This is a genomic window from Rhizobium sp. N324 (assembly GCF_001664485.1).
GTDB lineage: Bacteria > Pseudomonadota > Alphaproteobacteria > Rhizobiales > Rhizobiaceae > Rhizobium.
Map to the genome: position 1 here is coordinate 1734034 of NZ_CP013630.1, position 22979 is coordinate 1757012.

At 61.3% G+C, this 22979-nt stretch carries 18 protein-coding genes; 16 read left to right on the top strand and 2 right to left on the bottom strand.

Annotation, left to right across the window (positions count from 1 at the left end):
- Positions 1 to 82: 82 nt before the first annotated feature.
- The 15 genes from nuoG to AMK05_RS08395 all read left to right on the top strand — a co-directional run bounded on the left by nuoG (position 83) and on the right by AMK05_RS08395 (position 17032).
- Positions 83 to 2164 (top strand): NADH-quinone oxidoreductase subunit NuoG, encoded by a 2082-nt coding sequence (gene nuoG / locus AMK05_RS08325; protein WP_064838068.1) that lies wholly within the window; start codon positions 83 to 85, stop codon positions 2162 to 2164.
- A gap of 12 nt (positions 2165 to 2176) precedes the next feature.
- The gene (gene nuoH, locus AMK05_RS08330) at positions 2177 to 3220 is read left to right on the top strand and encodes an NADH-quinone oxidoreductase subunit NuoH (protein WP_003587271.1); all 1044 of its coding nucleotides are present in this window, start codon (positions 2177 to 2179) and stop codon (positions 3218 to 3220) included.
- Between the two features lie 40 nt (positions 3221 to 3260).
- Complete coding sequence (gene nuoI, locus AMK05_RS08335; protein WP_003547385.1) at positions 3261 to 3752, top strand: NADH-quinone oxidoreductase subunit NuoI; 492 nt, start codon at positions 3261 to 3263, stop codon at positions 3750 to 3752.
- Positions 3753 to 3891: 139 nt separating this feature from the next.
- The gene (locus AMK05_RS08340; protein WP_003573901.1) at positions 3892 to 4506 is read left to right on the top strand and encodes an NADH-quinone oxidoreductase subunit J; all 615 of its coding nucleotides are present in this window, start codon (positions 3892 to 3894) and stop codon (positions 4504 to 4506) included.
- Between the two features lie 22 nt (positions 4507 to 4528).
- Positions 4529 to 4837 (top strand): NADH-quinone oxidoreductase subunit NuoK, encoded by a 309-nt coding sequence (gene nuoK, locus AMK05_RS08345; RefSeq protein ID WP_049734055.1) that lies wholly within the window; start codon positions 4529 to 4531, stop codon positions 4835 to 4837.
- Between the two features lie 7 nt (positions 4838 to 4844).
- Positions 4845 to 6845 carry an NADH-quinone oxidoreductase subunit L gene (gene nuoL / locus AMK05_RS08350; RefSeq protein ID WP_064838069.1) on the top strand — a complete coding sequence of 667 codons (2001 nt, stop codon included), beginning with the start codon at positions 4845 to 4847 and terminating at the stop codon, positions 6843 to 6845.
- Positions 6845 to 8356: an NADH-quinone oxidoreductase subunit M gene (locus AMK05_RS08355; RefSeq protein WP_064838070.1), complete on the top strand. Its 1512-nt coding sequence runs from the start codon at positions 6845 to 6847 to the stop codon at positions 8354 to 8356. The genes nuoL and AMK05_RS08355 overlap by 1 nt, the downstream gene beginning before the upstream one ends.
- Positions 8357 to 8374: 18 nt before the next feature.
- Positions 8375 to 9820 (top strand): NADH-quinone oxidoreductase subunit NuoN, encoded by a 1446-nt coding sequence (nuoN, locus tag AMK05_RS08360; protein WP_064838071.1) that lies wholly within the window; start codon positions 8375 to 8377, stop codon positions 9818 to 9820.
- The gene (locus tag AMK05_RS08365; protein WP_064838072.1) at positions 9820 to 10584 is read left to right on the top strand and encodes a biotin--[acetyl-CoA-carboxylase] ligase; all 765 of its coding nucleotides are present in this window, start codon (positions 9820 to 9822) and stop codon (positions 10582 to 10584) included. Before nuoN ends, AMK05_RS08365 begins: the two co-directional genes overlap by 1 nt.
- 17 nt (positions 10585 to 10601) lie before the next feature.
- Complete coding sequence (locus tag AMK05_RS08370; protein WP_064838073.1) at positions 10602 to 12272, top strand: ribonuclease J; 1671 nt, start codon at positions 10602 to 10604, stop codon at positions 12270 to 12272.
- Between the two features lie 2 nt (positions 12273 to 12274).
- Positions 12275 to 12679, top strand: coding sequence for a methylmalonyl-CoA epimerase (gene mce, locus AMK05_RS08375; protein ID WP_064838074.1), 405 nt, complete (start codon positions 12275 to 12277; stop codon positions 12677 to 12679).
- A gap of 143 nt (positions 12680 to 12822) precedes the next feature.
- Positions 12823 to 13098: a DUF1467 family protein gene (locus tag AMK05_RS08380; protein WP_064838075.1), complete on the top strand. Its 276-nt coding sequence runs from the start codon at positions 12823 to 12825 to the stop codon at positions 13096 to 13098.
- Between the two features lie 593 nt (positions 13099 to 13691).
- Positions 13692 to 15014, top strand: coding sequence for a proline--tRNA ligase (gene proS / locus AMK05_RS08385; protein ID WP_064838076.1), 1323 nt, complete (start codon positions 13692 to 13694; stop codon positions 15012 to 15014).
- A 15-nt stretch (positions 15015 to 15029) separates the two neighbouring features.
- Entirely contained in the window at positions 15030 to 16334 is a 1305-nt protein-coding gene (locus AMK05_RS08390; RefSeq protein ID WP_064838077.1) for a lipoprotein-releasing ABC transporter permease subunit, read from the top strand.
- A 14-nt stretch (positions 16335 to 16348) separates the two neighbouring features.
- Positions 16349 to 17032 carry an ABC transporter ATP-binding protein gene (locus tag AMK05_RS08395; RefSeq protein ID WP_064838078.1) on the top strand — a complete coding sequence of 228 codons (684 nt, stop codon included), beginning with the start codon at positions 16349 to 16351 and terminating at the stop codon, positions 17030 to 17032.
- 190 nt (positions 17033 to 17222) lie between these two features.
- On the opposite strand, the gene AMK05_RS08400 is transcribed toward AMK05_RS08395, so the two are convergent.
- Complete coding sequence (locus AMK05_RS08400) at positions 17223 to 17687, bottom strand: DUF5680 domain-containing protein (RefSeq protein WP_064838079.1); 465 nt, start codon at positions 17685 to 17687, stop codon at positions 17223 to 17225.
- Between the two features lie 426 nt (positions 17688 to 18113).
- Here AMK05_RS08400 and dnaE point away from each other — a divergent pair, with 426 nt between their 5' ends.
- Positions 18114 to 21611 carry a DNA polymerase III subunit alpha gene (gene dnaE / locus AMK05_RS08405; protein ID WP_064838080.1) on the top strand — a complete coding sequence of 1166 codons (3498 nt, stop codon included), beginning with the start codon at positions 18114 to 18116 and terminating at the stop codon, positions 21609 to 21611.
- 86 nt (positions 21612 to 21697) lie between these two features.
- Here the strand turns inward: dnaE and AMK05_RS08410 are convergent, their stop codons facing one another.
- Positions 21698 to 22954, bottom strand: coding sequence for a L,D-transpeptidase family protein (locus AMK05_RS08410; protein ID WP_064838081.1), 1257 nt, complete (start codon positions 22952 to 22954; stop codon positions 21698 to 21700).
- Positions 22955 to 22979 lie beyond the last annotated feature (25 nt).

A 22979-nucleotide genomic window follows, 5' to 3' on the forward strand; every position in this document is an offset into this window, starting at 1 on the left:
AGATCCGGCTTGGCAATGAGAGTGTTGCAAAAATAGGTTTGTTTGCCGTCATCAGGCAAACGGGAAACAGGACTGAGCGACGATGGCAAAACTGAAGATTGACGGCAACGAAATCGAAGTTCCGGATCATTACACGCTGTTGCAGGCGTGCGAGGATGCCGGCGCCGAGGTTCCGCGCTTCTGCTTCCATGAGCGCCTGTCGGTTGCCGGCAATTGCCGCATGTGCCTTGTCGAGGTGAAGGGCGGCCCGCCGAAGCCGCAGGCTTCCTGCGCCATGAGCGTGCGCGATATCCGCGGCGGCCCGAATGGCGAACTGCCCGAAGTCTTCACCAACACGCCGATGGTCAAGAAGGCCCGCGAAGGCGTGATGGAATTCCTGCTGATCAACCATCCGCTCGATTGCCCGATCTGCGACCAGGGCGGCGAATGCGACCTGCAGGACCAGGCGATGGCCTTCGGCATCGACACCTCGCGCTACCAGGAAGACAAGCGCGCAGTCGAGGACAAGTATATCGGCCCGCTGGTCAAGACGGTGATGAACCGCTGCATCCACTGCACGCGCTGCGTCCGCTTCACCACCGAGGTCGCCGGCATTTCCGAACTCGGCCTGATCGGCCGCGGCGAGGATGCCGAGATCACCACCTATCTCGAACAGGCAATGACCTCCGAGCTGCAGGGCAACGTCGTCGATCTTTGCCCGGTCGGTGCGCTCACCTCCAAGCCCTTCGCCTTTACCGCGCGCCCATGGGAATTGAACAAGACCGAATCGATCGACGTCATGGATGCCGTCGGTTCGGCGATCCGTGTCGATACCCGCGGCCGTGAAGTCATGCGCATCCTGCCGCGCGTCAACGAGGCGATCAACGAAGAGTGGATCTCCGACAAGAGCCGCTTCATCTGGGACGGCCTCAAGACCCAGCGCCTCGACCGGCCTTACGTCCGCCGCGACGGCCGCCTGCAGCCGGCCACCTGGGCCGAAGCTTTCGGCGCCATCAAGGCCGCTGTCGGCGCCACATCGGGCGACAAGATCGGCGCGATCGCAGGCGACCTTGCCTCCGTCGAGGAAATGTATGCGCTTTCCGAACTGGTGAAGTCGCTGGGTTCCGAGAACCTCGACTGTCGCCAGGATGGGGCGGCACTCGATCCGTCGCTCGGCCGTGCAAGCTACCTCTTCAACCCGACCATCTCGGGCATCGATCAGGCCGACGCGCTGCTGATCATCGGCGCCAACCCGCGCTTCGAGGCGGCGATCCTCAATGCCCGCATCCGCAAGCGCTGGCGCCGCGGCAAGTTCCCGATCGGCGTGATCGGCGAGCCGGGCGAACTGCGCTACAGCTATGACTATCTCGGCGGCGGTCCCGACACGTTGAAGGATCTGGTCGACGGCACCCACGCCTTCGCCGACGTGCTGAAGAACGCCGCCAAGCCGATGATCATCATCGGCCAGGGCGCGCTGTCGCGCACCGACGGCGCCGGCGTTCTCGCCAGTGCCGCCAAGCTTGCCGGTTCGGTCGGCGCGGTCGTCGAAGGCTGGAACGGCTTTGCCGTCCTTCATACCGCCGCCTCGCGCGTCGGCGGCCTCGATCTCGGCTTCGTGCCGGGTGCCAAGGGCGTCAACGCCGCCGAAATGCTGACGGCGATGGATGTGCTCTTCCTGCTCGGCGCCGACGAACTCGCTTTCACCGCCAAGAAGGCCAAGCTCACCGTCTATATCGGCTCGCATGGCGATAACGGCGCCCATCATGCCGACGTCATCCTGCCGGCCGCGGCCTATACCGAAAAGTCCGGCACCTGGGTCAACACCGAAGGCCGCGTCCAGATGGGCAATCGCGCAGGCTTCGCGCCGGGCGACGCCCGCGAAGACTGGGCGATCATCCGCGCCCTTTCCGACGTGCTCGGCAAGAAGCTTCCCTTCGATTCGCTCAGCCAGCTGCGCGTTGCGCTCTATGCCGCTTTCCCGCATTTCGCCGCCATCGACGAGATCGCCGAATCCGATAGCGCCCAAATTGCCGCAGTTGCGAAAAAAGCCGGCAAGATGAACAAGTCAGGGTTTGCGTCGCCGGTGAAAGACTTCTATTTGACGAACCCGATAGCGCGTGCCTCGGCAGTGATGGCGGAGTGCTCGGCATTGGCCCGCAACAACTTCAAAGTCGCGGCAGAGTAAGGGCAGGGGACTATGGATTCTTTCTTTTCGACCTATGTCTTGCCGGCGATCATCATGATCGGTCAGTCGCTGCTGCTTCTGGTCTGCCTGCTCGTCTTCATCGCCTACGTGCTGCTTGCCGACCGCAAGATCTGGGCTGCCGTGCAGCTGCGCCGCGGCCCCAACGTCGTCGGCCCCTTCGGCCTGTTCCAGTCCTTCGCCGACCTTCTGAAGTTCGTCTTCAAGGAGCCGATCATTCCGGCCGGCGCCAACAAGGCGGTGTTCCTGCTTGCCCCGCTGGTGACGGTGCTTCTCGCACTGTCCACCTGGGCGGTAGTGCCGCTCGCCGACGGATGGGTGATTGCTAACATCAATGTCGGCATCCTCTACATCTTCGCGATCTCCTCGCTCGAAGTTTACGGCATCATCATGGGCGGCTGGGCTTCGAACTCGAAGTATCCGTTCCTCGGCGCGCTGCGCTCGGCCGCACAGATGGTGTCCTATGAAGTTTCGATCGGCTTTGTCATCGTCACCGTGCTTCTCTGCGTCGGCTCGTTGAACCTGACCGATATCGTCAATGCGCAGCATACCGGCCTCGGCACCATGCTCGGCCTGCCGGCGTCGTTCCTCGATTGGCACTGGCTGTCGCTCTTCCCGATGTTCATCATCTTCTTCATTTCGGCGCTGGCCGAAACGAACCGTCCGCCCTTCGACCTTCCTGAAGCCGAATCGGAACTGGTTGCCGGCTTCATGGTCGAATATGGCTCCTCGCCATACATGATGTTTATGCTCGGCGAATATGCGGCCGTCTGCCTGATGTGCTCGCTGACGACGATCCTCTTTTTGGGCGGCTGGCTGCCTCCGGTCGACATCTGGATCCTCAACTGGGTTCCCGGCATCATCTGGTTCATGCTGAAGGCCTGCTTCGTGTTCTTCATGTTCGCGATGGTCAAGGCTTTCGTCCCGCGCTACCGCTACGACCAGCTCATGCGCCTCGGCTGGAAGGTCTTCCTGCCGCTGTCGCTCGCCATGGTCATTATCGTTGCATTCGTGCTGAAGCTGATGGGATGGGCTTGATGACGCCCTCTCTCGTTTCCGGCAAAATTGGAGGTTGAAGATGGCAAGCTTGTCCGGCTCCATCAGCTCGCTGTTTCTCAAGGAATTCGTCGGCGCGTTCTTTCTGTCGATGCGCTATTTCTTCCGCCAGAAGGCGACGATCAACTATCCCTTCGAAAAGGGCCCGGTTTCCCCGCGTTTCCGCGGTGAGCATGCGCTGCGCCGTTATCCGAACGGCGAGGAACGCTGCATCGCCTGCAAACTCTGCGAGGCGATCTGTCCTGCCCAGGCCATCACCATCGAGGCCGGTCCGCGCCGCAACGACGGCACCCGCCGCACGGTGCGCTACGACATCGACATGGTGAAGTGCATCTATTGCGGCTTCTGCCAGGAAGCCTGCCCGGTCGACGCGATCGTCGAAGGCCCGAATTTCGAATTTGCGACGGAAACCCGCGAAGAGCTCTATTTCGACAAGGCGCGCCTTCTCGATAACGGCGACCGGTGGGAGCGCGAAATCGCCCGCAACATCGCGATCGATTCGCCGTACCGCTGATTGGGTTTTGAAATGCCGCGATGGAGCAGCTGCTCCACTCGCGGTCAATATGCACAGGAGCTTTGCCGGTCAGCCGCGCAAATCTCTATCGGGCAGATAAACTCCCGGCTGCCCGGGGGAAGATGAAAAAGGCACCAACATGGGTCTGCAGGCTCTATTTTTCTATCTTTTCGCCTTTGTCGCGGTGGCGTCGGCGTTCATGGTCATCTGGGCGAAGAACCCGGTTCACTCGGTTCTGTTCCTGATCCTGGTGTTCTTCAACGCGGCCGGCCTCTTCCTGCTGCTGGGTGCCGAATTCCTGGCGATGATCCTGCTGGTGGTCTATGTCGGCGCCGTCGCCGTGCTCTTCCTCTTCGTGGTGATGATGCTCGATATCGACTTCACCGAGCTCAGGGCAGGGGTTCTCGAATATGCGCCGATCGGCGGGCTGATCGGGATCATTCTCGCAGCCGAGCTGATCGTCGTCATCGGCGGCAGCGTCATCTCGCCCGAGATCGCCAAATCCGTCGCCATGCCGATCCCGGCGCTCAGCGAGCGCACCAACACCGCCGCTCTCGGCGACGTGCTCTACACCAACTACGTCTATTTCTTCGAGATCGCCGGTCTGGTGCTGCTGGTCGCGATGATCGGCGCCATCGTCCTGACGCTCCGGCACCGCACCAACATCAAGCGGCAGAATATCCCGAGGCAGGTTGCCCGCACGCCCGCCACCGCCGTCGAGGTGGTGTCGGTCAAGCCCGGGCAGGGCGTCTAAGGCAGGTCAAGGAACAAAGAACATGGTCATCGGACTTTCCCACTACCTGACGGTCAGCGCCATCCTCTTCACGCTCGGCGTCTTCGGCATCTTCCTGAACCGGAAGAACGTCATCGTCATCCTGATGTCGGTCGAACTGATCCTGCTTTCCGTCAACATCAACATGGTCGCCTTCTCCTCCTTCCTGAACGACATCGTCGGCCAGGTCTTCGCGCTGTTCATCCTGACGGTCGCGGCTGCCGAAGCGGCGATCGGTCTTGCAATTCTCGTTGTCTTCTACCGCAACCGCGGCTCGATCGCGGTCGAAGACGTCAATATGATGAAGGGCTGAGTGGCTCATGTTCCTCTATAAGGCTATCGTCTTTCTTCCCTTGATCGGTGCGATCGTCGCCGGCCTGTTCGGCCGCGCCATCGGTGCCAAGGCTTCGGAATATGTCACCAGCGGCCTGATGATCATCGCCGCCATCCTCTCCTGGTACGTCTTCTTCACCGTCGGCATGGGCCATACCGAAGGCGGCCCGATCAAGGTCGAGGTGCTGCGCTGGATCCAGTCCGGCGGCATCGACGTCTCCTGGTCGCTGCGCGTGGATACGCTGACCTCCGTCATGCTGATCGTCGTCAACACGGTCTCGACGCTGGTTCACATCTATTCGATCGGTTACATGCATACCGATCCGCATCGCCCGCGTTTCTTCGCCTATCTCTCGCTCTTCACCTTCGCCATGCTGATGCTGGTGACGGCCGACAACCTGGCGCAGATGTTCTTCGGCTGGGAAGGCGTCGGTCTCGCCTCCTATCTGCTGATCGGCTTCTGGTTCAAGAAGCCCTCGGCAACGGCTGCGGCGATGAAGGCCTTCATCGTCAACCGCGTCGGCGACTTCGGCTTCGTGCTCGGCATTGCCGGTGTCTTCGTGCTGTTCGGCTCGATCAACTTCGACACGATCTTCGCCAACGCCTCGAACTTCGCCCCGCATGAAGGCGGCGGCGAGGCTGGTGAAGTGATCCTCAACCTCTTCGGCATGCAGCTCGACAAGGCGCATGCGCTGACCGGCATCTGCCTGCTGCTGTTCATGGGCGCCATGGGCAAGTCGGCGCAGTTCCTGCTGCACACCTGGCTGCCTGATGCCATGGAAGGCCCGACCCCGGTTTCGGCCCTCATCCATGCCGCCACCATGGTCACCGCCGGCGTCTTTCTCGTCGCCCGCATGTCGCCGCTCTTCGAACTGTCGCCGGATGCGCTCGTCGTCGTCACCGTGATCGGTGCGATCACCGCCTTCTTCGCGGCAACCGTCGGCCTGGTGCAGAACGACATCAAGCGCGTCATCGCCTATTCCACCTGCTCGCAGCTCGGCTACATGTTCGTGGCGCTCGGGGTAGGGGCCTATGGCGCGGCGATCTTCCATCTGTTCACGCATGCCTTCTTCAAGGCGCTGCTGTTCCTCGGCGCCGGCTCGGTCATCCACGCGGTCGATGGCGAGCAGGACATGCGTTACATGGGTGGACTTTTGCCGCATATTAAGGTTACGGCCGGGCTGATGATCATCGGCACGCTGGCGATCACCGGCGTTGGTATTCCCTTCACGCCGTTCGGCTTTGCCGGCTTCTTCTCCAAGGACGTGATCATCGAGGCGACCTATGCTTCGCATTCGCCGGTCTCGGGCTTTGCCTTCTCGCTGCTGGTTATCGCGGCGCTGTTCACCAGCTTCTATTCCTGGCGCCTGATCTTCATGACCTTCTTCGGCAAGCCGCGCGCTTCGCACGAGGTCATGCATCATGTCCACGAGTCGCCGCAGGTCATGCTGGTGCCGCTCTATCTTCTGGCGTTCGGCGCAATGTTTGCCGGCGTGATCTTCGAAGGCCGGTTCTACGGCGAGGAGTATGCCGAGTTCTGGAAGGGCGCGCTGTTTACCGGCGCCGAGAACGAACTCGTCGAACAGTTCCACCACGTGCCGGCGCTGGTGGCCCTGAGCCCCTTCATCGCCATGCTGCTCGGCTTCGTCACCGCCTGGTACATGTATATCCGTTCGCCGCAGACGCCGCGCACCCTCGCCAGGCAGCACCGCGTGCTCTACCAGTTCCTGTTGAACAAGTGGTATTTCGACGAGCTTTACGACTTCCTCTTCGTCCGCACCGCCAAGGCTCTCGGCCGCTTCCTGTGGAAGAAGGGTGACGTCGGCGTCATCGACACCTACGGCCCGAACGGCGTGGCCGCCCGCGTCGTCGCCGTCACCGACCGCGTCGTCCGCCTGCAGACCGGTTACCTCTATCACTATGCCTTCGCGATGCTGATCGGCATTGCGGCGCTTGTTACCTGGATGATGCTCGGGAGTTCCTTCTGATGACCGATTGGCCTATTCTTTCAACGGTCACCTTCCTGCCGCTCGTCGGCGTGGTGTTCCTGCTCCTGATGAACGGCGACAGCCAAGCCGGCCGGAAGAACGTGCTGGGAATCTCGCTGATCACCACCGTCTTCACCTTCGTCGTCTCGCTCTTCATCTGGATCGGCTTCGACAATGCCAATCCGGGATTCCAGATGGTCGAAAAGCATGACTGGCTCGGCACCGGCATCGGCTATCATGTCGGCACGGACGGCATCTCCATGCTGTTCATCATTCTGTCGACCTTCCTCATGCCCTTCTGCGTGCTGGCGAGCTGGCTGTCGATCGAGAAGCGCCTGAAGGAATACATGATCGCTTTCCTCATCCTGGAAACGATGATGGTCGGTGTCTTCGTCTCGCTCGATATCGTGCTGTTCTACGTCTTCTTCGAGGCGGGCCTCATTCCGATGTTCCTGATCATCGGCGTCTGGGGCGGCAAGGACCGCGTCTATGCGAGCTACAAGTTCTTCCTCTATACGCTGCTCGGCTCGGTGCTGATGCTGCTCGCCATCATGGCGATGTACTGGCAGGCCGGCACGACCGACATCACCGCGCTGCTCGCCTACAAATTCCCGCCGGCGATGCAGACCTGGTTGTGGCTAGCCTTCTTCGCCTCCTTTGCGGTGAAGATGCCGATGTGGCCGGTTCATACCTGGCTTCCGGATGCCCACGTTCAGGCACCGACGGCAGGCTCGGTGATCCTGGCCGGCGTGCTGCTGAAGCTCGGCGGCTACGGTCTGATCCGCTTCTCGCTCGGCATGTTCCCGGTCGCATCAGATTATTTCGCGCCGTTCGTCTTCGCGCTGTCGGTCATCGCGATCATCTACACCTCGCTGGTGGCGATGATGCAGGACGATATCAAGAAACTGATCGCCTATTCCTCCGTGGCGCACATGGGCTATGTCACCATGGGCATTTTCGCCGCCAACATGCAGGGTGTTCAGGGTTCGATCTTCCAGATGCTCTCGCACGGCATCGTCTCCGGCGCGCTCTTCCTCTGCGTCGGCGTCGTCTACGATCGCACCCACACCCGCGAGATCAACGCCTATGGCGGCCTCGTCAACAACATGCCGAAATATGCCGTGGCGATGATGGTCTTCACCATGGCCAATGTCGGGCTTCCCGGCACATCGGGCTTCATCGGCGAATTCCTGACGCTGATGGGCGTCTTCCGGGTCAACACCTGGGTCGCGCTCTTTGCCGCCACCGGCGTCATCCTTTCGGCCGCCTATGCGCTCTGGCTTTACCGCCGGGTGATCTTCGGCGCGCTGGAGAAGGAAAAGCTGAAGGCGCTGCTCGACCTGTCTCCCCGGGAGCAGCTGATCCTCTACCCGCTGGTCGCACTGACCATCCTCTTCGGCGTTTACCCGGCTCCGGTCTTCGATGCGACGGCTGCCTCGGTGGATCTGCTGGTCAACAACTACACGGCCGCCGTGCACGCAGCGCAGAATGTTGCGCTGTCTATGAATTGATGACGGGACTTATCGGACATGACCGCTGAAACAATTCTCCTCAGTCTGCATCTTTCCGCGCCGGAGCTCATCCTCGCGGTCGGCGCCCTGGTGCTGCTGATGGTCGGCGTCTTCTCGGGCGAGCGCTCGGGCCTCGTCGTCACCGGCCTCGCCATCGTCCTGCTGCTGGCTGCCGGCCTGTGGCTGCTCTTCGTGCCCGCGGAAGGCCTTGCCTATGGCGGCGTCTACATGGCCGACGGCTTCTCCCGCTTCATGAAGCTGGTGGCGCTCATCGGTTCGCTGGTCGCCCTGTTCATGACGATCGGCCATGCCAGGGAAAATCAGCTCGACAAGTTCGAGTTCCCGGTTCTGCTGGTGCTTGCGACCCTCGGCATCCTACTGATGATCTCGGCCAACGACCTGATCTCGCTCTATCTGGCGCTGGAACTGCAGTCGCTGGCGCTTTATGTCGTCGCCGCGATCAACCGCGACAGTCTGAAGTCGACCGAAGCCGGCCTGAAATATTTCGTCCTCGGCGCGCTTTCCTCCGGCATGCTGCTCTATGGCATGTCGCTGGTCTATGGCTTCACCGGCCACACCCACTTCTCCGAAATCGCCCAGGCGCTTTCGGTCGAGGGCGCACGGTCGCTCGGCCTGATTTTCGGCCTGGTCTTCATCCTCGCCGGCATCGCTTTCAAGATCTCCGCCGTTCCCTTCCATATGTGGACGCCGGATGTTTATGAAGGCGCGCCGACGCCGGTCACCGCCTTCCTGGCCGCAGCCCCCAAGGTTGCCGCCATGGCAATGATGACCCGCATCGTCATCACCGCCTTCCAGCCGGTCCTGGCCGACTGGCAGCAGGTCGTCGTCTTCATCTCGATCGCCTCGATGCTGCTCGGCTCCTTTGCCGCGATCGGCCAGAAAAACATCAAGCGGCTGATGGCCTATTCGTCGATCGGCCACATGGGCTACGCGCTGGTCGGCCTTGCCGCCGGCAATCAGACCGGCGTTTCCGGTGTCATGCTCTACATGGTCATCTATATGGTCATGACCCTCGGCAGCTTTGCGATCATCATGTCGATGCGCCGCAAGGACGGCACCGTCGTCGAGGAGGTCAACGATCTCGCCGGGCTTTCCACTACCAACCCGTTCATGGCCGTGGTGCTGACGGCGCTGATGTTCTCGCTTGCCGGCATTCCGCCGCTCGCCGGCTTCTTCGCCAAGTACTTCGTCTTCGTCGCCGCCATCGAAGCCAAGCTTTATGCGCTTGCGATCATCGGCGTTCTCGCCTCGGTCGTCGGCGCCTACTATTACCTGCGCGTCATCAAGCTGATGTGGTTCGATGAGGCGACCGGCGAATTCGCCCGTGTCTCCGGTTCATTGCGTCTGGTCTTCGGTCTCTCCGGTCTTTTCGTCACCGCCTATGTCCTCATCGGCGGCCCGATCGGCGGTGCGGCAGAGCTTGCCGCCGCGACGCTCTTTTGATGGCTTCCGACGGACGGCGCCGGATATCGCTCGGCGATTTCAGGCACGAGGCTCTGTCGGAAACATCGTCCACCAACAGCGAATGCCTCGCCCGGGCGCGGGCGGGCGATGACGGCAATCTCTGGGTGACGGCCGAACGGCAGACCGGCGGCCGCGGCCGCCGCGGCAGGCTCTGGGTTTCCGAACGCGGCAACCTCTACGCCTCTCTTCTGCTGATCGATCCGGCGCCGATGGAGCGCCTGAGTTCTCTGCCGCTGGCCGTCGCCGTTGCCGTGCACCAGGCGATCCGCCAGGTGCTGCCGCCGGGCGCCGAGCCGCTCGAGGTCAAATGGCCGAACGATATTCTCATCGGCCGCAAGAAGACCTGCGGCATCCTCGTCGAAGGCGAGGGGCTGCCCGATGGCCGCTACGCGCTGATCGTCGGCATCGGCATCAATGTCTCGGTGATGCCGGACAATCCCCTCTACCCCGTCACCTGCCTGCGTCAGCACGCAAGTGCGGCCTCGCCGGAAGAGTTGTTCGCTCATCTCTTCGCTTCGATGGCTGATGTGCTTGATCAATGGAACCAGGGCCGCGGCATCGCCGAAATCACCGCCCGCTGGCGCGCGATCGCCTGCGGCATCGGCGAAAAGATCACGGTGAATTTGTCGGACCGCTCGATTTCCGGACAATTCGCCGGAATTGATGATAATGGCTTGTTGATGCTCGATACCGGCACTGGCAGGATAATGCCCATTGCTGCCGGTGATGTGTTTTTTGGATAGCGGAAAAAACGAAAATTATGGCGAAACAGGACGAGTTGGTATTCCTGCCTCTGGGCGGCGTTGGCGAGATCGGCATGAATCTCGCTCTTTACGGCTACGGCCCGCCCGAGCATCGCCAATGGATCATGGTCGATTGCGGTGTCACCTTTCCCGGGCCCGACCTGCCGGGCGTCGACCTCGTGCTGCCCGATATCCGCTTCCTCGCCAGTGAGCGCAAGAATCTCAAGGCGATCATCATCACCCATGCGCATGAAGATCATTATGGCGCGCTCGCCGATCTCTGGCCGGGCTTGAACGTGCCGGTCTATGCCTCGGGCTTTACCGCTGGCCTGCTCGAGGCCAAGCGCAATTTCGAGAAGGCGAGGATCGGCGAAGTGCCGGTGACGCCGTTCAAGGCAGGCGACACGATCAATGTCGGCCCCTTCAGCATCGAAGGCGTGGCCGTCAACCATTCGATCCCCGAGCCGATGTCGCTGATGATCCGCACGCCGGCCGGCAACGTCATCCACACCGGCGACTGGAAGATCGACCACGAGCCCTCGCTCGGCCCCCTGACCGATGAGACGCGGTTCCGCCAGCTCGGCGACGAGGGCGTTTTGGCGCTGATGTGCGATTCCACCAACGCGCTGCGCGACGGCGTTTCACCCTCCGAAAAGGATGTCTCGGAAAGCCTGCGCAAGATCATCGAGGATGCCGAGGGCCGGGTGGCGATCACCACCTTCTCGTCGAATGTCGGGCGCATCCGCACCGTTGCCGAAGCTGCCGAGGCGGCCGGCCGCGAAGTGCTGCTGCTCGGCAGCTCGCTGAAGCGGGTCGTCGACGTCGCCCAGGATATCGGCCTGATGGAGGGCGTGAAGCCTTTCATCTCCGAGGAGGAATACGGCTACATCCCGCGTGACAAGGTCGTCGTCATCCTGACCGGCAGCCAGGGCGAGGCGCGGGCAGCGCTTGCCAAGCTTTCCCGCGACGAGATGCGCAATGTCGCCTTTGCGGCAGGCGATATCGTCGTGTTTTCCTCCCGCGCCATTCCCGGCAACGAGAAGGCGATCCAGGACATCAAGAACGGCCTGGTCGAGCAGGGCGTGCACATCATCACCGATACCGAGGCGCTGGTTCACGTCTCCGGCCATCCCCGCCGCAACGAGCTGCAGCGGATGTACGAGTGGACGCGGCCGAAGATCGTCGTGCCGGTGCATGGCGAGGCGACGCATCTGACGGCGCACAAGGAACTTGCCGAGCAATCCGGCATCGCGATCGTGCCGCGTGTGCGCAACGGCGATATCCTGCGGCTGGCGCCGGGCCCGGTCGAGGTGATCGGCGAGGCGCCGCATGGCCGCATCTACAAGGACGGGTCGCTGATCGGCGATTTCGACGAGATGGGGATCGGCGAGCGCAAGAAGCTCTCCTATGTCGGCCATGTCGCGGTCAGCGTCGTGCTCGACGCCCGCTATGACATCGTCGGCGACCCCGATCTCGTGTCGATCGGCCTGCCGGTTTATGACGACGAGGGTGAGGAGATGGAGGATACGCTCTTCGAAGCGGCGATCGGCGCCATCGAAAGCATTCCGCGCGCCCGCCGCAAGGATATCGACATGGTGCAGGAAGCCGTGCGCCGCGCCATCCGCGCCGCCGCCAACCATGCCTGGGGCAAGAAGCCTGTCGTCACCGCCTTCGTCACCAAGGTCTGATCATGCTCGGCCGGGTAAACCATATCGCCATTGCCGTTCCCGATCTGGCAGCGGCGACGGCCGCCTATCGCGACACGCTGGGTGCGGCCGTATCGCAGCCGCAGGCTCTGCCGGAGCACGGCGTCACCGTGGTCTTCGTCGAATTGCCGAACACCAAGGTCGAATTGCTGCAGCCGCTGGGGGACGCTTCGCCGATCGCGGCCTTCCTCGAAAAGAACCCGTCCGGCGGCATGCACCACATCTGCTACGAGGTGGACGATATCATCCTCGCCCGTGACCGGCTGGTCGAAGCCGGGGCGAGGGTGCTCGGCGACGGCCGGCCGAAGACCGGCGCGCATGGCAAGCCGGTGCTGTTTCTGCACCCCAAGGATTTCTGCGGCACGCTGATCGAACTCGAACAGGCGTGAGGCCTGCGGCAGAATGCCCGCAAGGCGGCTACGGGTTTCATTCGCTTTGAGTTGGTCGCCATTCCGCCGTATAAGGGCGCCTAACTCAAAGTGAATGAACGTCTGTCGCCCGTTCTGTCGGCGCGGCACCACCGGGAACCAAAATGCTCCAGACATTTCTTCAGGGATTTGCCGTCTACTTCATCGTCTGGTGGATGACGCTGTTTGCCGTCCTGCCGATCGGTCTGCGCACCCAGGCCGAGGACAATGATGTCGTGCTCGGCACCGTCCCAAGCGCGCCGAGCCGCTTTCGCGCCGTCTTCACCTTTTCGCTGACGACGCTGATCTCGGCTCTGGTCTACGGCACCTGGTATGTCTGCGACACCTATTTCGGCTGGGGCTTCGATGCTCTTCCACAACTCGGGCCGAGCTTCTATTAAAGATCAGCTTTTGCCCAAACTTTGGGCATATGTATATTATAAAAACGCGAACTTCGTCATACCAGCGTCATGCCATTGCGGCAAAGAGCTGGCGTAAGGGAATGAGGATCATTCCCTTACGGAAGTTGGCCCGGATTTCCAGGGTAGAGCGAAGTCTAAAAGCCAAAAAAAAACAAGGCTAAAAGCCTTGTTTTAAGTATCGCGTGATCTGTAACCGTTGCCGGGGCAGCGACGAGCGCGCCTAAGATCTGATCCTCCCAAGACTTGACCGCGAATTTGGCAAGAATTTATCTCTCTTGCCTGTTTTGTGAGCTAAAGCTAGCTCAAACATTGGGCTTTGTCATCAGCTTTTTTTGCATTTTTGCTACACTCTAGCAAAATTTTTCTGTTGACAAGATTTTCGTTCAAGTCCTTATAAACACGCGCTTTTTCACGCCCTTTCATTTTGCGGCTGCGAACATGCGCATGCGGGAGGTTGCCGACATCAGTTGCGGGTTTCCTTCCTGCCGCGAAGCGGCTATGAACGCTCCCGACATTAACCATTGTCTTTCGATTCCGCCTGCTGCGGGATCTCAACTGCTTCGGAATCCGCCATGCGTCTGTCCCGCTATTTCATGCCCATCCTCAAGGAAAATCCCAAGGAGGCGGAAATCGTCTCCCATCGGCTGATGCTGCGCGCCGGCATGATCCGCCAGCAGTCGCAGGGCATCTATTCCTGGCTGCCGCTCGGCAAACGCGTGCTCGATAAGGTCAACGCCATTATCCGCGACGAGCAGAACCGGGCCGGCGCCATCGAGCTGTCGATGCCGACGCTGCAATCGGCCGAACTCTGGCAGGAAAGCGGCCGCTACGACGCCTATGGCAAAGAGATGCTGCGCATCAAGGACCGGCAGGATCGGCCGATGCTCTATGGCCCCACCAATGAGGAGATGGTGACGGATATTTTCCGCTCCTCCGTCAAGTCCTACAAGGATTTGCCGCTCAATCTCTATCACATCCAGCTGAAGTTCCGCGACGAGATCCGTCCGCGCTTCGGCACCATGCGCTCGCGCGAATTCATGATGAAGGATGCCTATTCCTTCGATCTGACGCGCGAAGGGGCGGAGCATTCCTATAACAAGATGTTCGCCGCCTATCTCAGAACCTTCGATCGGCTCGGCCTGCGCGCCATCCCGATGCGCGCCGATACCGGCCCGATCGGCGGCAATCTCAGCCACGAATTCATCATCCTCGCCGATACCGGCGAATCCGAGGTCTTCTGCCACAAGGATTTCGTCGGCTTCGATATTCCCGACGACCGCACTGATTTCGACAGCGTCGAGGGCCTGAAGTCGATCTTCGACAAGTGGACCTCGCTCTATGCGGCAACTTCGGAAATGCATGACGAGGCGGCCTTCAACGCCGTTCCCGAAGGCGAGCGCCTGTCGGCGCGCGGCATCGAGGTCGGCCATATCTTCTATTTCGGCACGAAATATTCCGAGGCGATGGGCGCGAAAGTGCAGGGGCCCGACGGCAAGGAACACTTCGTTCACATGGGTTCTTACGGTATCGGTCCGACACGCCTTGTTCCCGCCATCATCGAAGCATCGCATGACGACAATGGAATCATCTGGCCGGCGTCGGTCGCGCCTTTCGATATCGTGGTGATCAACATGAAGGCGGGCGATCAGGCCTGCGACGATACCTGCGAGCTGATCTATGCGGCGCTCACCAAGGCCGGCAAGGATGTGCTCTACGACGATACCGACGACCGGGCCGGCACGAAATTCGCGACCGCCGACCTGATCGGCGTGCCCGTCCAGATCATCGCCGGCCCGCGCGCGGTCGCAAACGGCGAGGTCGAAGTGAAGGACCGCAAGACCGGCGCCCGCGAAACGATGACCATCGAAGCGGCGATCAACAGGTTCGTGGCTTAAGGAAACGGAGGCGAAATGGCAGAGACAGCAGTGGACCGGAGTTCAACATCCGGCTTGGGTCCGGCTGGCAAGCCATTTTCCACCTTCGAACGTCTTGTCGCCTGGCGCTATCTGCGCGCCCGGCGCAAGGAAGCCTTCATCTCGGTCATTGCCGGCTTCTCCTTCGTCGGCATCATGCTCGGCGTTGCGACGCTGATCATCGTCATGGCCGTCATGAACGGCTTCCGCACCGAGCTCGTCTCGCGCATCCTCGGCATCAACGGCCATATGATCGTTCAGCCGTCCGATGGCCCCTTCACCGATTATGCCGACCTTTCCAGCCGGCTCGCTGCCGTACCGGGGGTGAAGATGGCGCTGCCTTTGGTGGAAGGCCAGGTGCTCGCCTCCGCCCAGGCCGGCGGTAGCACCGGCGCTCTGGTGCGCGGCGCCCGCGCCGAGGACCTGACCAAGCTCAAGACGATCTCCGGAAACATTAAATCCGGCGATATGGTGGGTTTTGCCTCCGGGCAGGGCGTGCTGATCGGTACCGGCATGGCCAACCAGCTCGGCCTGAACGTCGGCGACCTTATCACGCTGACGTCGCCGGATGGTGACATTACGCCGATGGGAGTCAGCCCGCGCGTCAAGTCCTACAAGATCTCCGGCCTCTTCGAGATCGGCATGTCGGAATATGATTCCTCGATCATCTTCATGCCGCTGGAGGAATCGCAGCTCTTTTTCAATGCCGAGGGACTGGTGCAGTCGATCGAGCTTTTCGTCGATCACCCCGACGACATCGACGCTCTGAGACCGAAGGTGGAAGAGGCGGCTGGCCGCCAGATCAACCTCACCGACTGGCGCCAGCGCAACCAGACCTTCTTTTCGGCGCTGCAGGTCGAGCGCAACGTCATGTTCATGATCCTGACGCTGATCGTGCTTGTCGCGGCGCTGAACATCATCTCCGGCCTGATCATGCTGGTGAAGGACAAGAGCAGCGATATCGCCATCCTGCGCACCATGGGCGCCAGCGCCGGTGCGATCATGCGCATCTTTTTCATGACCGGCGCTGCGATCGGCATCGTCGGCACCATGGCCGGCGTGCTGCTTGGTGTGCTCGTCTGCGTCAACATCGAATCCATCCGCCAGTTCTTCTCCTGGATTTCAGGCACGGTGATCTTCAATCCGCAGGTCTATTTCCTCAGTCAGTTGCCGGCCGAGATGCAGCTCAGCGAAACCATCTCGATCGTCGTCATGGCGCTGACGCTCTCCTTCATCGCGACGATCTTCCCGGCCTGGCGCGCCTCCAGGCTCGATCCGGTGCAGGCCCTGCGCTACGAATAAGGAATGCCGCCTTCATGAAACGCAACGTCGTTCTCAAGCTTACCGGCGTCGAGCGCCATTACGGGCAGGGTGATACGCTGCTCCCGATCCTGAAGAGCGTGGATTTCTCGCTGTCGAAGGGCGAGATCGTCGCTCTCGTCGCTCCCTCCGGCACCGGCAAGTCGACCCTGCTGCATCTTGCAGGCCTCTTGGAACATCCCGATGGCGGTGAAGTCACGATCAACGGCCATGCCTGCAACGGCCTGAGCGATGAGAAACGCACCGCCATCCGCCGCAGCGAAATCGGCTTCGTCTACCAGTTCCACCACCTGCTGCCGGAATTTTCCGCACTCGAAAATATCATGATGCCGCAGCTGATCGCCGGGCTGGCCTGGAAGGAAGCCGGCGAACGGGCCGGCCAGCTTCTCGATTATATGCGCATCGGCCATCGTGGCGCCCATCGCCCCGGCGAGCTTTCCGGTGGCGAGCAGCAGCGCGTTGCGATTGCCCGCGCCGTCGCCAATGCGCCGAGCTTGCTTCTTGCCGATGAGCCGACCGGCAATCTCGACCCGGAAACGGCAAGCTACGTCTTCGATGCGCTGGAGGCGCTGGTGCGCCAGTCCGGCCTCGCGGCCCTCATTGCCACCCACAATCACGAGCTCGCCCGCCGCATGGACCGGCGCGTGACGATCTCGGATGGCAAGGTCGTCGATTTCTAATGCATGTCGCCCGGAAGTGTACAGCGGTTCCGGGATAACGAGATGCATAAAAACAACTTCTAATGCATGTCGCCCGGAAGTGTGCAGCGGTTCCGGGATAAGACATGCATAAAAACAACCAGCGAGAGCATGATGCCGAAAAGTGTGTGCGGTTTTCGGGTAACATCATGCTCCAATATGTGGCTTGCAATCAGGGAATGACCAGCCCGCCGCGATAATCGAGCATATAGGCCTTCCGGCCCTCGACCATGATGCATTCATTGCCGCTGAACCGCTCGCAGTTCCCTTCGCTGCGATCGAGATAGCGGCCGAGCGGGTGGTGGAATTCCATTCCGCCGAGAAAGCGCCCCTGCCGATACATGGTTGAAAGTGCTGCCTTGATCACCGCACCGGCGGCAGCGCCGTCGATGACCTCCGGCGCGACGATCCAGCCGAAATAATTCATCACCCAGACGGGCTCGCCGGCAAACCAGACAACCTCCTGTCCGGCGAAATCGGTGCCGCCGAAGTAACTGTCGAGATAGCGCCAGTCGCCGCGCTCATAGCCGATATCGTGGGCGCCTGGCCGGCAGGGCGCGCGCGGCACGCCGCCGCCGACATAGGTGGCAGCCTTGGCCTCCACGATGAATTCATTGAGCATGGCGATGTCGAGCATGATGCCGTTCTCCTCTCGGCTGGATGCTGGCAAATATCCTGCGGCATGTAAAGAACAAAAGTAGAACAAATTCGGAAGCAAGGGGGCGCCGCGAGAGGCGGTCTGGTGTTCCCGCAGCATGTCCGAGCTGGTTTTCAAGCACAAAAACGAAGGAAAAGATTCCTGTTGACAACGGAACATACATCGAACAAATTGAAAACATAACGAGTAAAGGAGAGCCAAATGACTGACATGATCCGTGATATCGCAGCATTCACCTCCATCGCAATGTTCGTTGCCAGCTTCTCGCTGATCGTCATGGCGATCTAAAGTTTTCAGGGGACCGCATGGCAAACATGCGGTCCGGACGCGGGACTTCTTCTGGACATCATCGCCCTCTATGCCGACAATGCGTCCGATTCATTCGGGTGATTGGGAAGGCATGACATGGCGGATACGGCAAAGGGTTCAACGGGTGAGGCGACCGGCGGCACGCCGGGCTTCATCCACCTGAGGGTCCACTCCGCCTATTCGCTTCTCGAAGGCGCTTTGCCGCTGAAGAAGATCCTTTACAAGGCGACCGGCGACAGCCAGCCGGCGATCGCCATCACCGACACCAACAATCTGTTCATCGCGCTGGAATTCTCTCAGAAGGCGATGGACGAAGGCCTGCAGCCGATCATCGGCTGCCAGGTCTCGATCGACATGGAAGACGGGCTGGAAACGGAAAAGCGCGGCGGCCAGCAGGCGCTGGTCAAGCTCCCGTCGATCGTTCTTCTCGCCGCCACGGATGCCGGTTACGAACGGCTGGTCGATCTCGTCAGCCGCGCCTATCTCGGCGGTGAAAGCAACCAGACGATCCATATCCGTGCCTCCTGGCTCGAGGAGACCGGCACCGAAGGGCTGATCGCGCTGACCGGCGCCCTGACCGGGCCGGTCGACGCGGCGATCCGGGAGGGCCATACCGCGCAGGGGGAGGCCCGGCTGCTGGCGCTGAAACGTCTCTTCGGCGACAGGCTCTATGTCGAATTGCAGCGGCATGGCACCTATGACAAACGCCACGAGCAGAAGATCGTCGGCCTCGCATATACCCATGACCTGCCGCTGGTCGCGACCAACGAGGCCTTCTTTCCCACACGCGACGATTACGACGCCCATGATGCGCTGATGGCGGTCGCCCACAATGCCATCGTCTCCGACGACAGCCGCTTTCGCCTGACCCCGGACCATTATCTGAAGAGCCGGGCGGAGATGGCCAAGCTCTTCGCCGATCTGCCGGAAGCGCTGGAGAACACGATCGAGATCGCCAGGCGCTGTTCCTTCGTGCTGAAGACGCGAAAGCCGATCCTGCCGCGCTTCACCGGTGCGACCGACGATGCCGAGGAGGCCGAACGCGCCGAGGCGAGCGAACTGCGCCGCCAGGCTGTGGAAGGGCTGGACATGCGGCTTGCAACGCTCGGCATGTCGCCGGGTTACGAGGAGAAGGAATATCGCGAGCGGCTGGATTTCGAACTCAGCGTCATCGAACGCATGCGTTTTCCCGGTTACTTCCTGATCGTTGCCGACTTCATCAAATGGGCCAAGCAGCACGACATTCCGGTCGGTCCCGGCCGCGGTTCGGGCGCAGGTTCCCTGGTCGCCTACGCTTTGACGATCACCGACGTCGATCCGCTGCGGTTTTCGCTGCTGTTCGAACGCTTCCTCAATCCGGAACGCGTCTCGATGCCGGACTTCGACATCGACTTCTGCCAGGATCGCCGCGAAGAGGTGATCCGCTACGTCCAGGCCAAGTATGGCCGCGAGCAGGTGGCGCAGATCATCACCTTCGGTTCGCTGCAGGCGCGCGCCGCCCTTCGCGACGTCGGCCGCGTGCTGGAGATGCCCTACGGCCAGGTCGACAAGATCTGCAAACTGGTGCCGAACAACCCGGCCAATCCGACGCCGCTCTCCAAGGCGATCGAGGAGGAGCCGAAGCTGCAGGAGGAAGCGGCGAAGGAGCCGGTCGTCGCGCGCCTGCTCGACATTGCCCAGAAGATCGAGGGGCTCTACCGCCATGCCTCGACCCATGCCGCCGGCATCGTCATCGGCGACCGCCCACTGTCAAAACTGGTGCCGATGTACCGCGATCCGCGCTCCGACATGCCGGTCACCCAGTTCAACATGAAGTGGGTGGAGCAGGCAGGTCTCGTCAAATTCGACTTCCTCGGCCTGAAGACGCTGACGGTGCTGAAGGTCGCGGTCGATTTCGTCGCCAAGCTCGGCATCAAGGTCGATCTTGCGGCCATTCCGCTCGACGACAAGAAGACTTACGAGATGCTGTCGCGCGGTGAGACGGTCGGCGTGTTCCAGGTGGAAAGTGCCGGCATGCGCAAGGCGCTGATCGGCATGAAGCCGGACTGCATCGAGGACATCATCGCGCTGGTGGCGCTCTACCGCCCGGGCCCGATGGAGAACATCCCGACCTACAATGCCCGCAAGCACGGGGACGAAGAGCTGGAATCGATCCATCCGATGATCGACCACCTGCTCAAGGAAACCCAAGGCGTCATCGTCTACCAGGAACAGGTGATGCAGATCGCCCAGGTCCTGTCCGGCTACTCGCTTGGAGAAGCCGATCTTCTGCGCCGCGCCATGGGCAAGAAGATCAAGGCGGAGATGGACCAGCAGCGCGAACGCTTCGTGGTCGGCGCCGTCAAGAACGGCGTATCGAAGCCGCAGGCCGACAATATCTTCGAACTGCTGGCGAAGTTCGCCAATTACGGCTTCAACAAGTCGCATGCCGCTGCCTACGCCATCGTCTCCTACCAGACGGCCTATATGAAGGCGCATTATCCGGTCGAATTCCTCGCCGCCTCGATGACGCTCGACATGTCCAACACCGAAAAGGTCAACGATTTCCGCCAGGATGCCAAGCGCCTCGGCATCGAGGTGATCGCCCCCTCGGTGCAGACCTCCTTCCGCCATTTCCAGACCGGCGACAACCGCATCTATTATGCGCTCGCCGCCCTCAAGGGGGTCGGCGAATCCGCCGTCGACCATATCGTCGAGGTGCGTGGCGACAAGCCCTTTGCCGGCATCGAGGATTTCTGCCTGCGCATCGATCCGCGCCAGGTCAATCGCCGTGTCTTGGAAAGCCTGATCTTTGCCGGCGCCTTCGATTGTTTCGGCACCGACCGCGCCCAGCTTTCAGCCGGCCTCGACCGTATCCTCGGTTATGCCCAGCGCGCCCAGGAGAACAAGCTGAGCGGCCAGTCGGACATTTTCGGCAGCACTCTGACCTCGGGGCCTGAAAAAATTTCCCTGCCGCCGTTTTCGCCCTGGCTTGCCTCCGAGAGATTGCTCAAGGAATTCCAGGTGCTGGGCTTCTATCTCACCGCCCACCCGCTCGATTCCTACAACAACATCCTGCAGAAGATGCGGGTGCAGACCTTTGCCGAATTTTCCCAGGCGATCAAACAGGGCGCCTTCAATGCGCGCCTCGCCGGAACGGTCATTTCGAAGCAGGAGCGCAAGACCCGCACCGGCAACAAGATGGGCATCATCGTCTTTTCCGATTCCTCCGGCCAGTTCGAGGCGGTGCTGTTTTCGGAAATGCTCAACCAGTATCGCGACGTGCTGGAGTCGGGAAAATCCTTCGTGCTGACCGCGACGGGGGAGGAGCGGCCGGAGGGCATCGGCCTGCGCATTCAGACGATCCAGTCGCTGGAGGAAAAATCGCTGCAGATGCAGAAGGCGCTGCGCGTCTATGTCAGAGATTCCGGGCCGCTGAAGATGGTCGCCGGCCATCTCAACGCCAAGGGCGACGGCCTCGTTTCCTTCATCGTCATCAAGGAGGATGGCAAACGCGAGGTGGAAGTGGCGCTGGCGGAGAAATACCGCATCACCCCTGAGATCGCCGCCGCGCTTCGCGCCGCCCCCGGCGTCGTCGATGTCGAGCTTGTCTAAGGGCAATGCGCCTTACCATAGGTTACGCACTTCACCCTGGGTGATGGTTGTCATCCCAGGGTGATGGTTTATCGCCCCGGGAATCATCAACCCCTTGTGATGGTGATGAAATCCGTGCCTTCGCCGGTCTCCCGGCCGAGGCCGGTATCGGAGATCGTCAGCGTCGAGCCGGGCGCGATCAGCGCCTCGATCCTGCGGCGGGTCTCGTCGGGGATCGTGATGCGGCTGAGCGACCGGGCGATCGGCCTGCCGCTGACGATCGAGCTTTCCTGATTGGTGACGCCGAGCCGCTTCATCGTCTCGCGGGAGAGATTGTTTTCCAGCGTGATGCCGAGCCAATCCGCCGTACCGGCATTTTCATCGAGTGCATGCAGCGTGAAGAAATGCGTGCCGAGCGCCAGTCCCGGATCGGCAATCGTCACCGGGGCTTCGAAGATCGGCTTGAACGCCTGGCGCACCATGATGACGCCGTTTGGCGGTTCACCCCTGCCGGTCGCCGCATAGACGGATTTGAGCAGCGTGTCGGAGACCAGGCTCCTGTCGCCGGCAAATTCCGCCGGCCGCAGCGTCTTGAAAGACTTGATCGCCTGCACGGTCGACGGCCCGAGCAAGCCGTCCGGATCGCCGGCGGAAAAGCCGAGCTGGTTGAGCAGGGTCTGGATGTCGATCACCGTCTCGCGCAGCGTGCGGCGGGTGATCAGCATGCTGATCGGCTCGGACGGCGGTTCGGCCTCGGGCGTTGCAACCAGCGGCGCTGCCGGCATCGGCATCGCAGCCGTGTCGTTCATCGCCACCTGCACCGGTGTCCCTGCGCTGTCGGGCATCGAGGGTCGCAGTTCGACATCCGAAAGCAGCAGCATCGGCGCCGGCGCCTGCGGATGGAAAAGGGTTGGATGGTCGATCGGCTGCGGCACCACTTCGCCGTTGCTGATGATGACGGGAATACCGGGCTCGGTCATCCCGTAAAGCTTTTTTGCAAAAGTACCGGGCATGCGCACGCAGCCATGCGAGGCCGGATAACGCGGCACGGAATTGGATTCGTGCAGCGCAATGCCCGACCATGTCAGCCTTTGCATGAAGGGCATCGGCGCGTTCGAATAGAGATTGGATTCGTGGTACTTCTGCTTTTCCAGCACCGAGAAGATGCCGCTCGGCGTCGTGTGCCCGTCCTTGCCGGTCGAGACTTTCGAAGTCGCGACGACCTCGGTGCCGTCATAGACCGCAAGCGACTGCTTGTCCTTCGAGACGATGATCTGCAGCGTGCGCGCATCCGCCGCAAGAGCAGGGTGCACGAGTGCGGTGGCCGACAGCAAGCCGAGGCCGAAGACAAGACGCGAGAACATGATAGCCAACCATACGCAATACTGG

Excerpts from the sequence above, each read along its gene's own strand:
- nuoI (WP_003547385.1), top strand. The coding sequence starts at position 3,261 with ATGGCAAGCTTGTCCGGCTCCATCAGCTCGCTGTTTCTCAAGGAATTC.
- AMK05_RS08400 (WP_064838079.1), bottom strand. The coding sequence starts at position 17,687 with ATGCTCGACATCGCCATGCTCAATGAATTCATCGTGGAGGCCAAGGCT.
- proS (WP_064838076.1), top strand. The coding sequence starts at position 13,692 with ATGCGTCTGTCCCGCTATTTCATGCCCATCCTCAAGGAAAATCCCAAG.
- nuoK (WP_049734055.1), top strand. The coding sequence starts at position 4,529 with ATGGTCATCGGACTTTCCCACTACCTGACGGTCAGCGCCATCCTCTTC.
- AMK05_RS08380 (WP_064838075.1), top strand. The coding sequence starts at position 12,823 with ATGCTCCAGACATTTCTTCAGGGATTTGCCGTCTACTTCATCGTCTGG.
- nuoL (WP_064838069.1), top strand. The coding sequence starts at position 4,845 with ATGTTCCTCTATAAGGCTATCGTCTTTCTTCCCTTGATCGGTGCGATC.
- AMK05_RS08365 (WP_064838072.1), top strand. The coding sequence starts at position 9,820 with ATGGCTTCCGACGGACGGCGCCGGATATCGCTCGGCGATTTCAGGCAC.
- nuoG (WP_064838068.1), top strand. The coding sequence starts at position 83 with ATGGCAAAACTGAAGATTGACGGCAACGAAATCGAAGTTCCGGATCAT.
- AMK05_RS08355 (WP_064838070.1), top strand. The coding sequence starts at position 6,845 with ATGACCGATTGGCCTATTCTTTCAACGGTCACCTTCCTGCCGCTCGTC.
- nuoH (WP_003587271.1), top strand. The coding sequence starts at position 2,177 with ATGGATTCTTTCTTTTCGACCTATGTCTTGCCGGCGATCATCATGATC.
- dnaE (WP_064838080.1), top strand. The coding sequence starts at position 18,114 with ATGGCGGATACGGCAAAGGGTTCAACGGGTGAGGCGACCGGCGGCACG.
- nuoN (WP_064838071.1), top strand. The coding sequence starts at position 8,375 with ATGACCGCTGAAACAATTCTCCTCAGTCTGCATCTTTCCGCGCCGGAG.
- AMK05_RS08395 (WP_064838078.1), top strand. The coding sequence starts at position 16,349 with ATGAAACGCAACGTCGTTCTCAAGCTTACCGGCGTCGAGCGCCATTAC.
- AMK05_RS08370 (WP_064838073.1), top strand. The coding sequence starts at position 10,602 with ATGGCGAAACAGGACGAGTTGGTATTCCTGCCTCTGGGCGGCGTTGGC.
- mce (WP_064838074.1), top strand. The coding sequence starts at position 12,275 with ATGCTCGGCCGGGTAAACCATATCGCCATTGCCGTTCCCGATCTGGCA.
- AMK05_RS08390 (WP_064838077.1), top strand. The coding sequence starts at position 15,030 with ATGGCAGAGACAGCAGTGGACCGGAGTTCAACATCCGGCTTGGGTCCG.
- AMK05_RS08340 (WP_003573901.1), top strand. The coding sequence starts at position 3,892 with ATGGGTCTGCAGGCTCTATTTTTCTATCTTTTCGCCTTTGTCGCGGTG.
- AMK05_RS08410 (WP_064838081.1), bottom strand. The coding sequence starts at position 22,954 with ATGTTCTCGCGTCTTGTCTTCGGCCTCGGCTTGCTGTCGGCCACCGCA.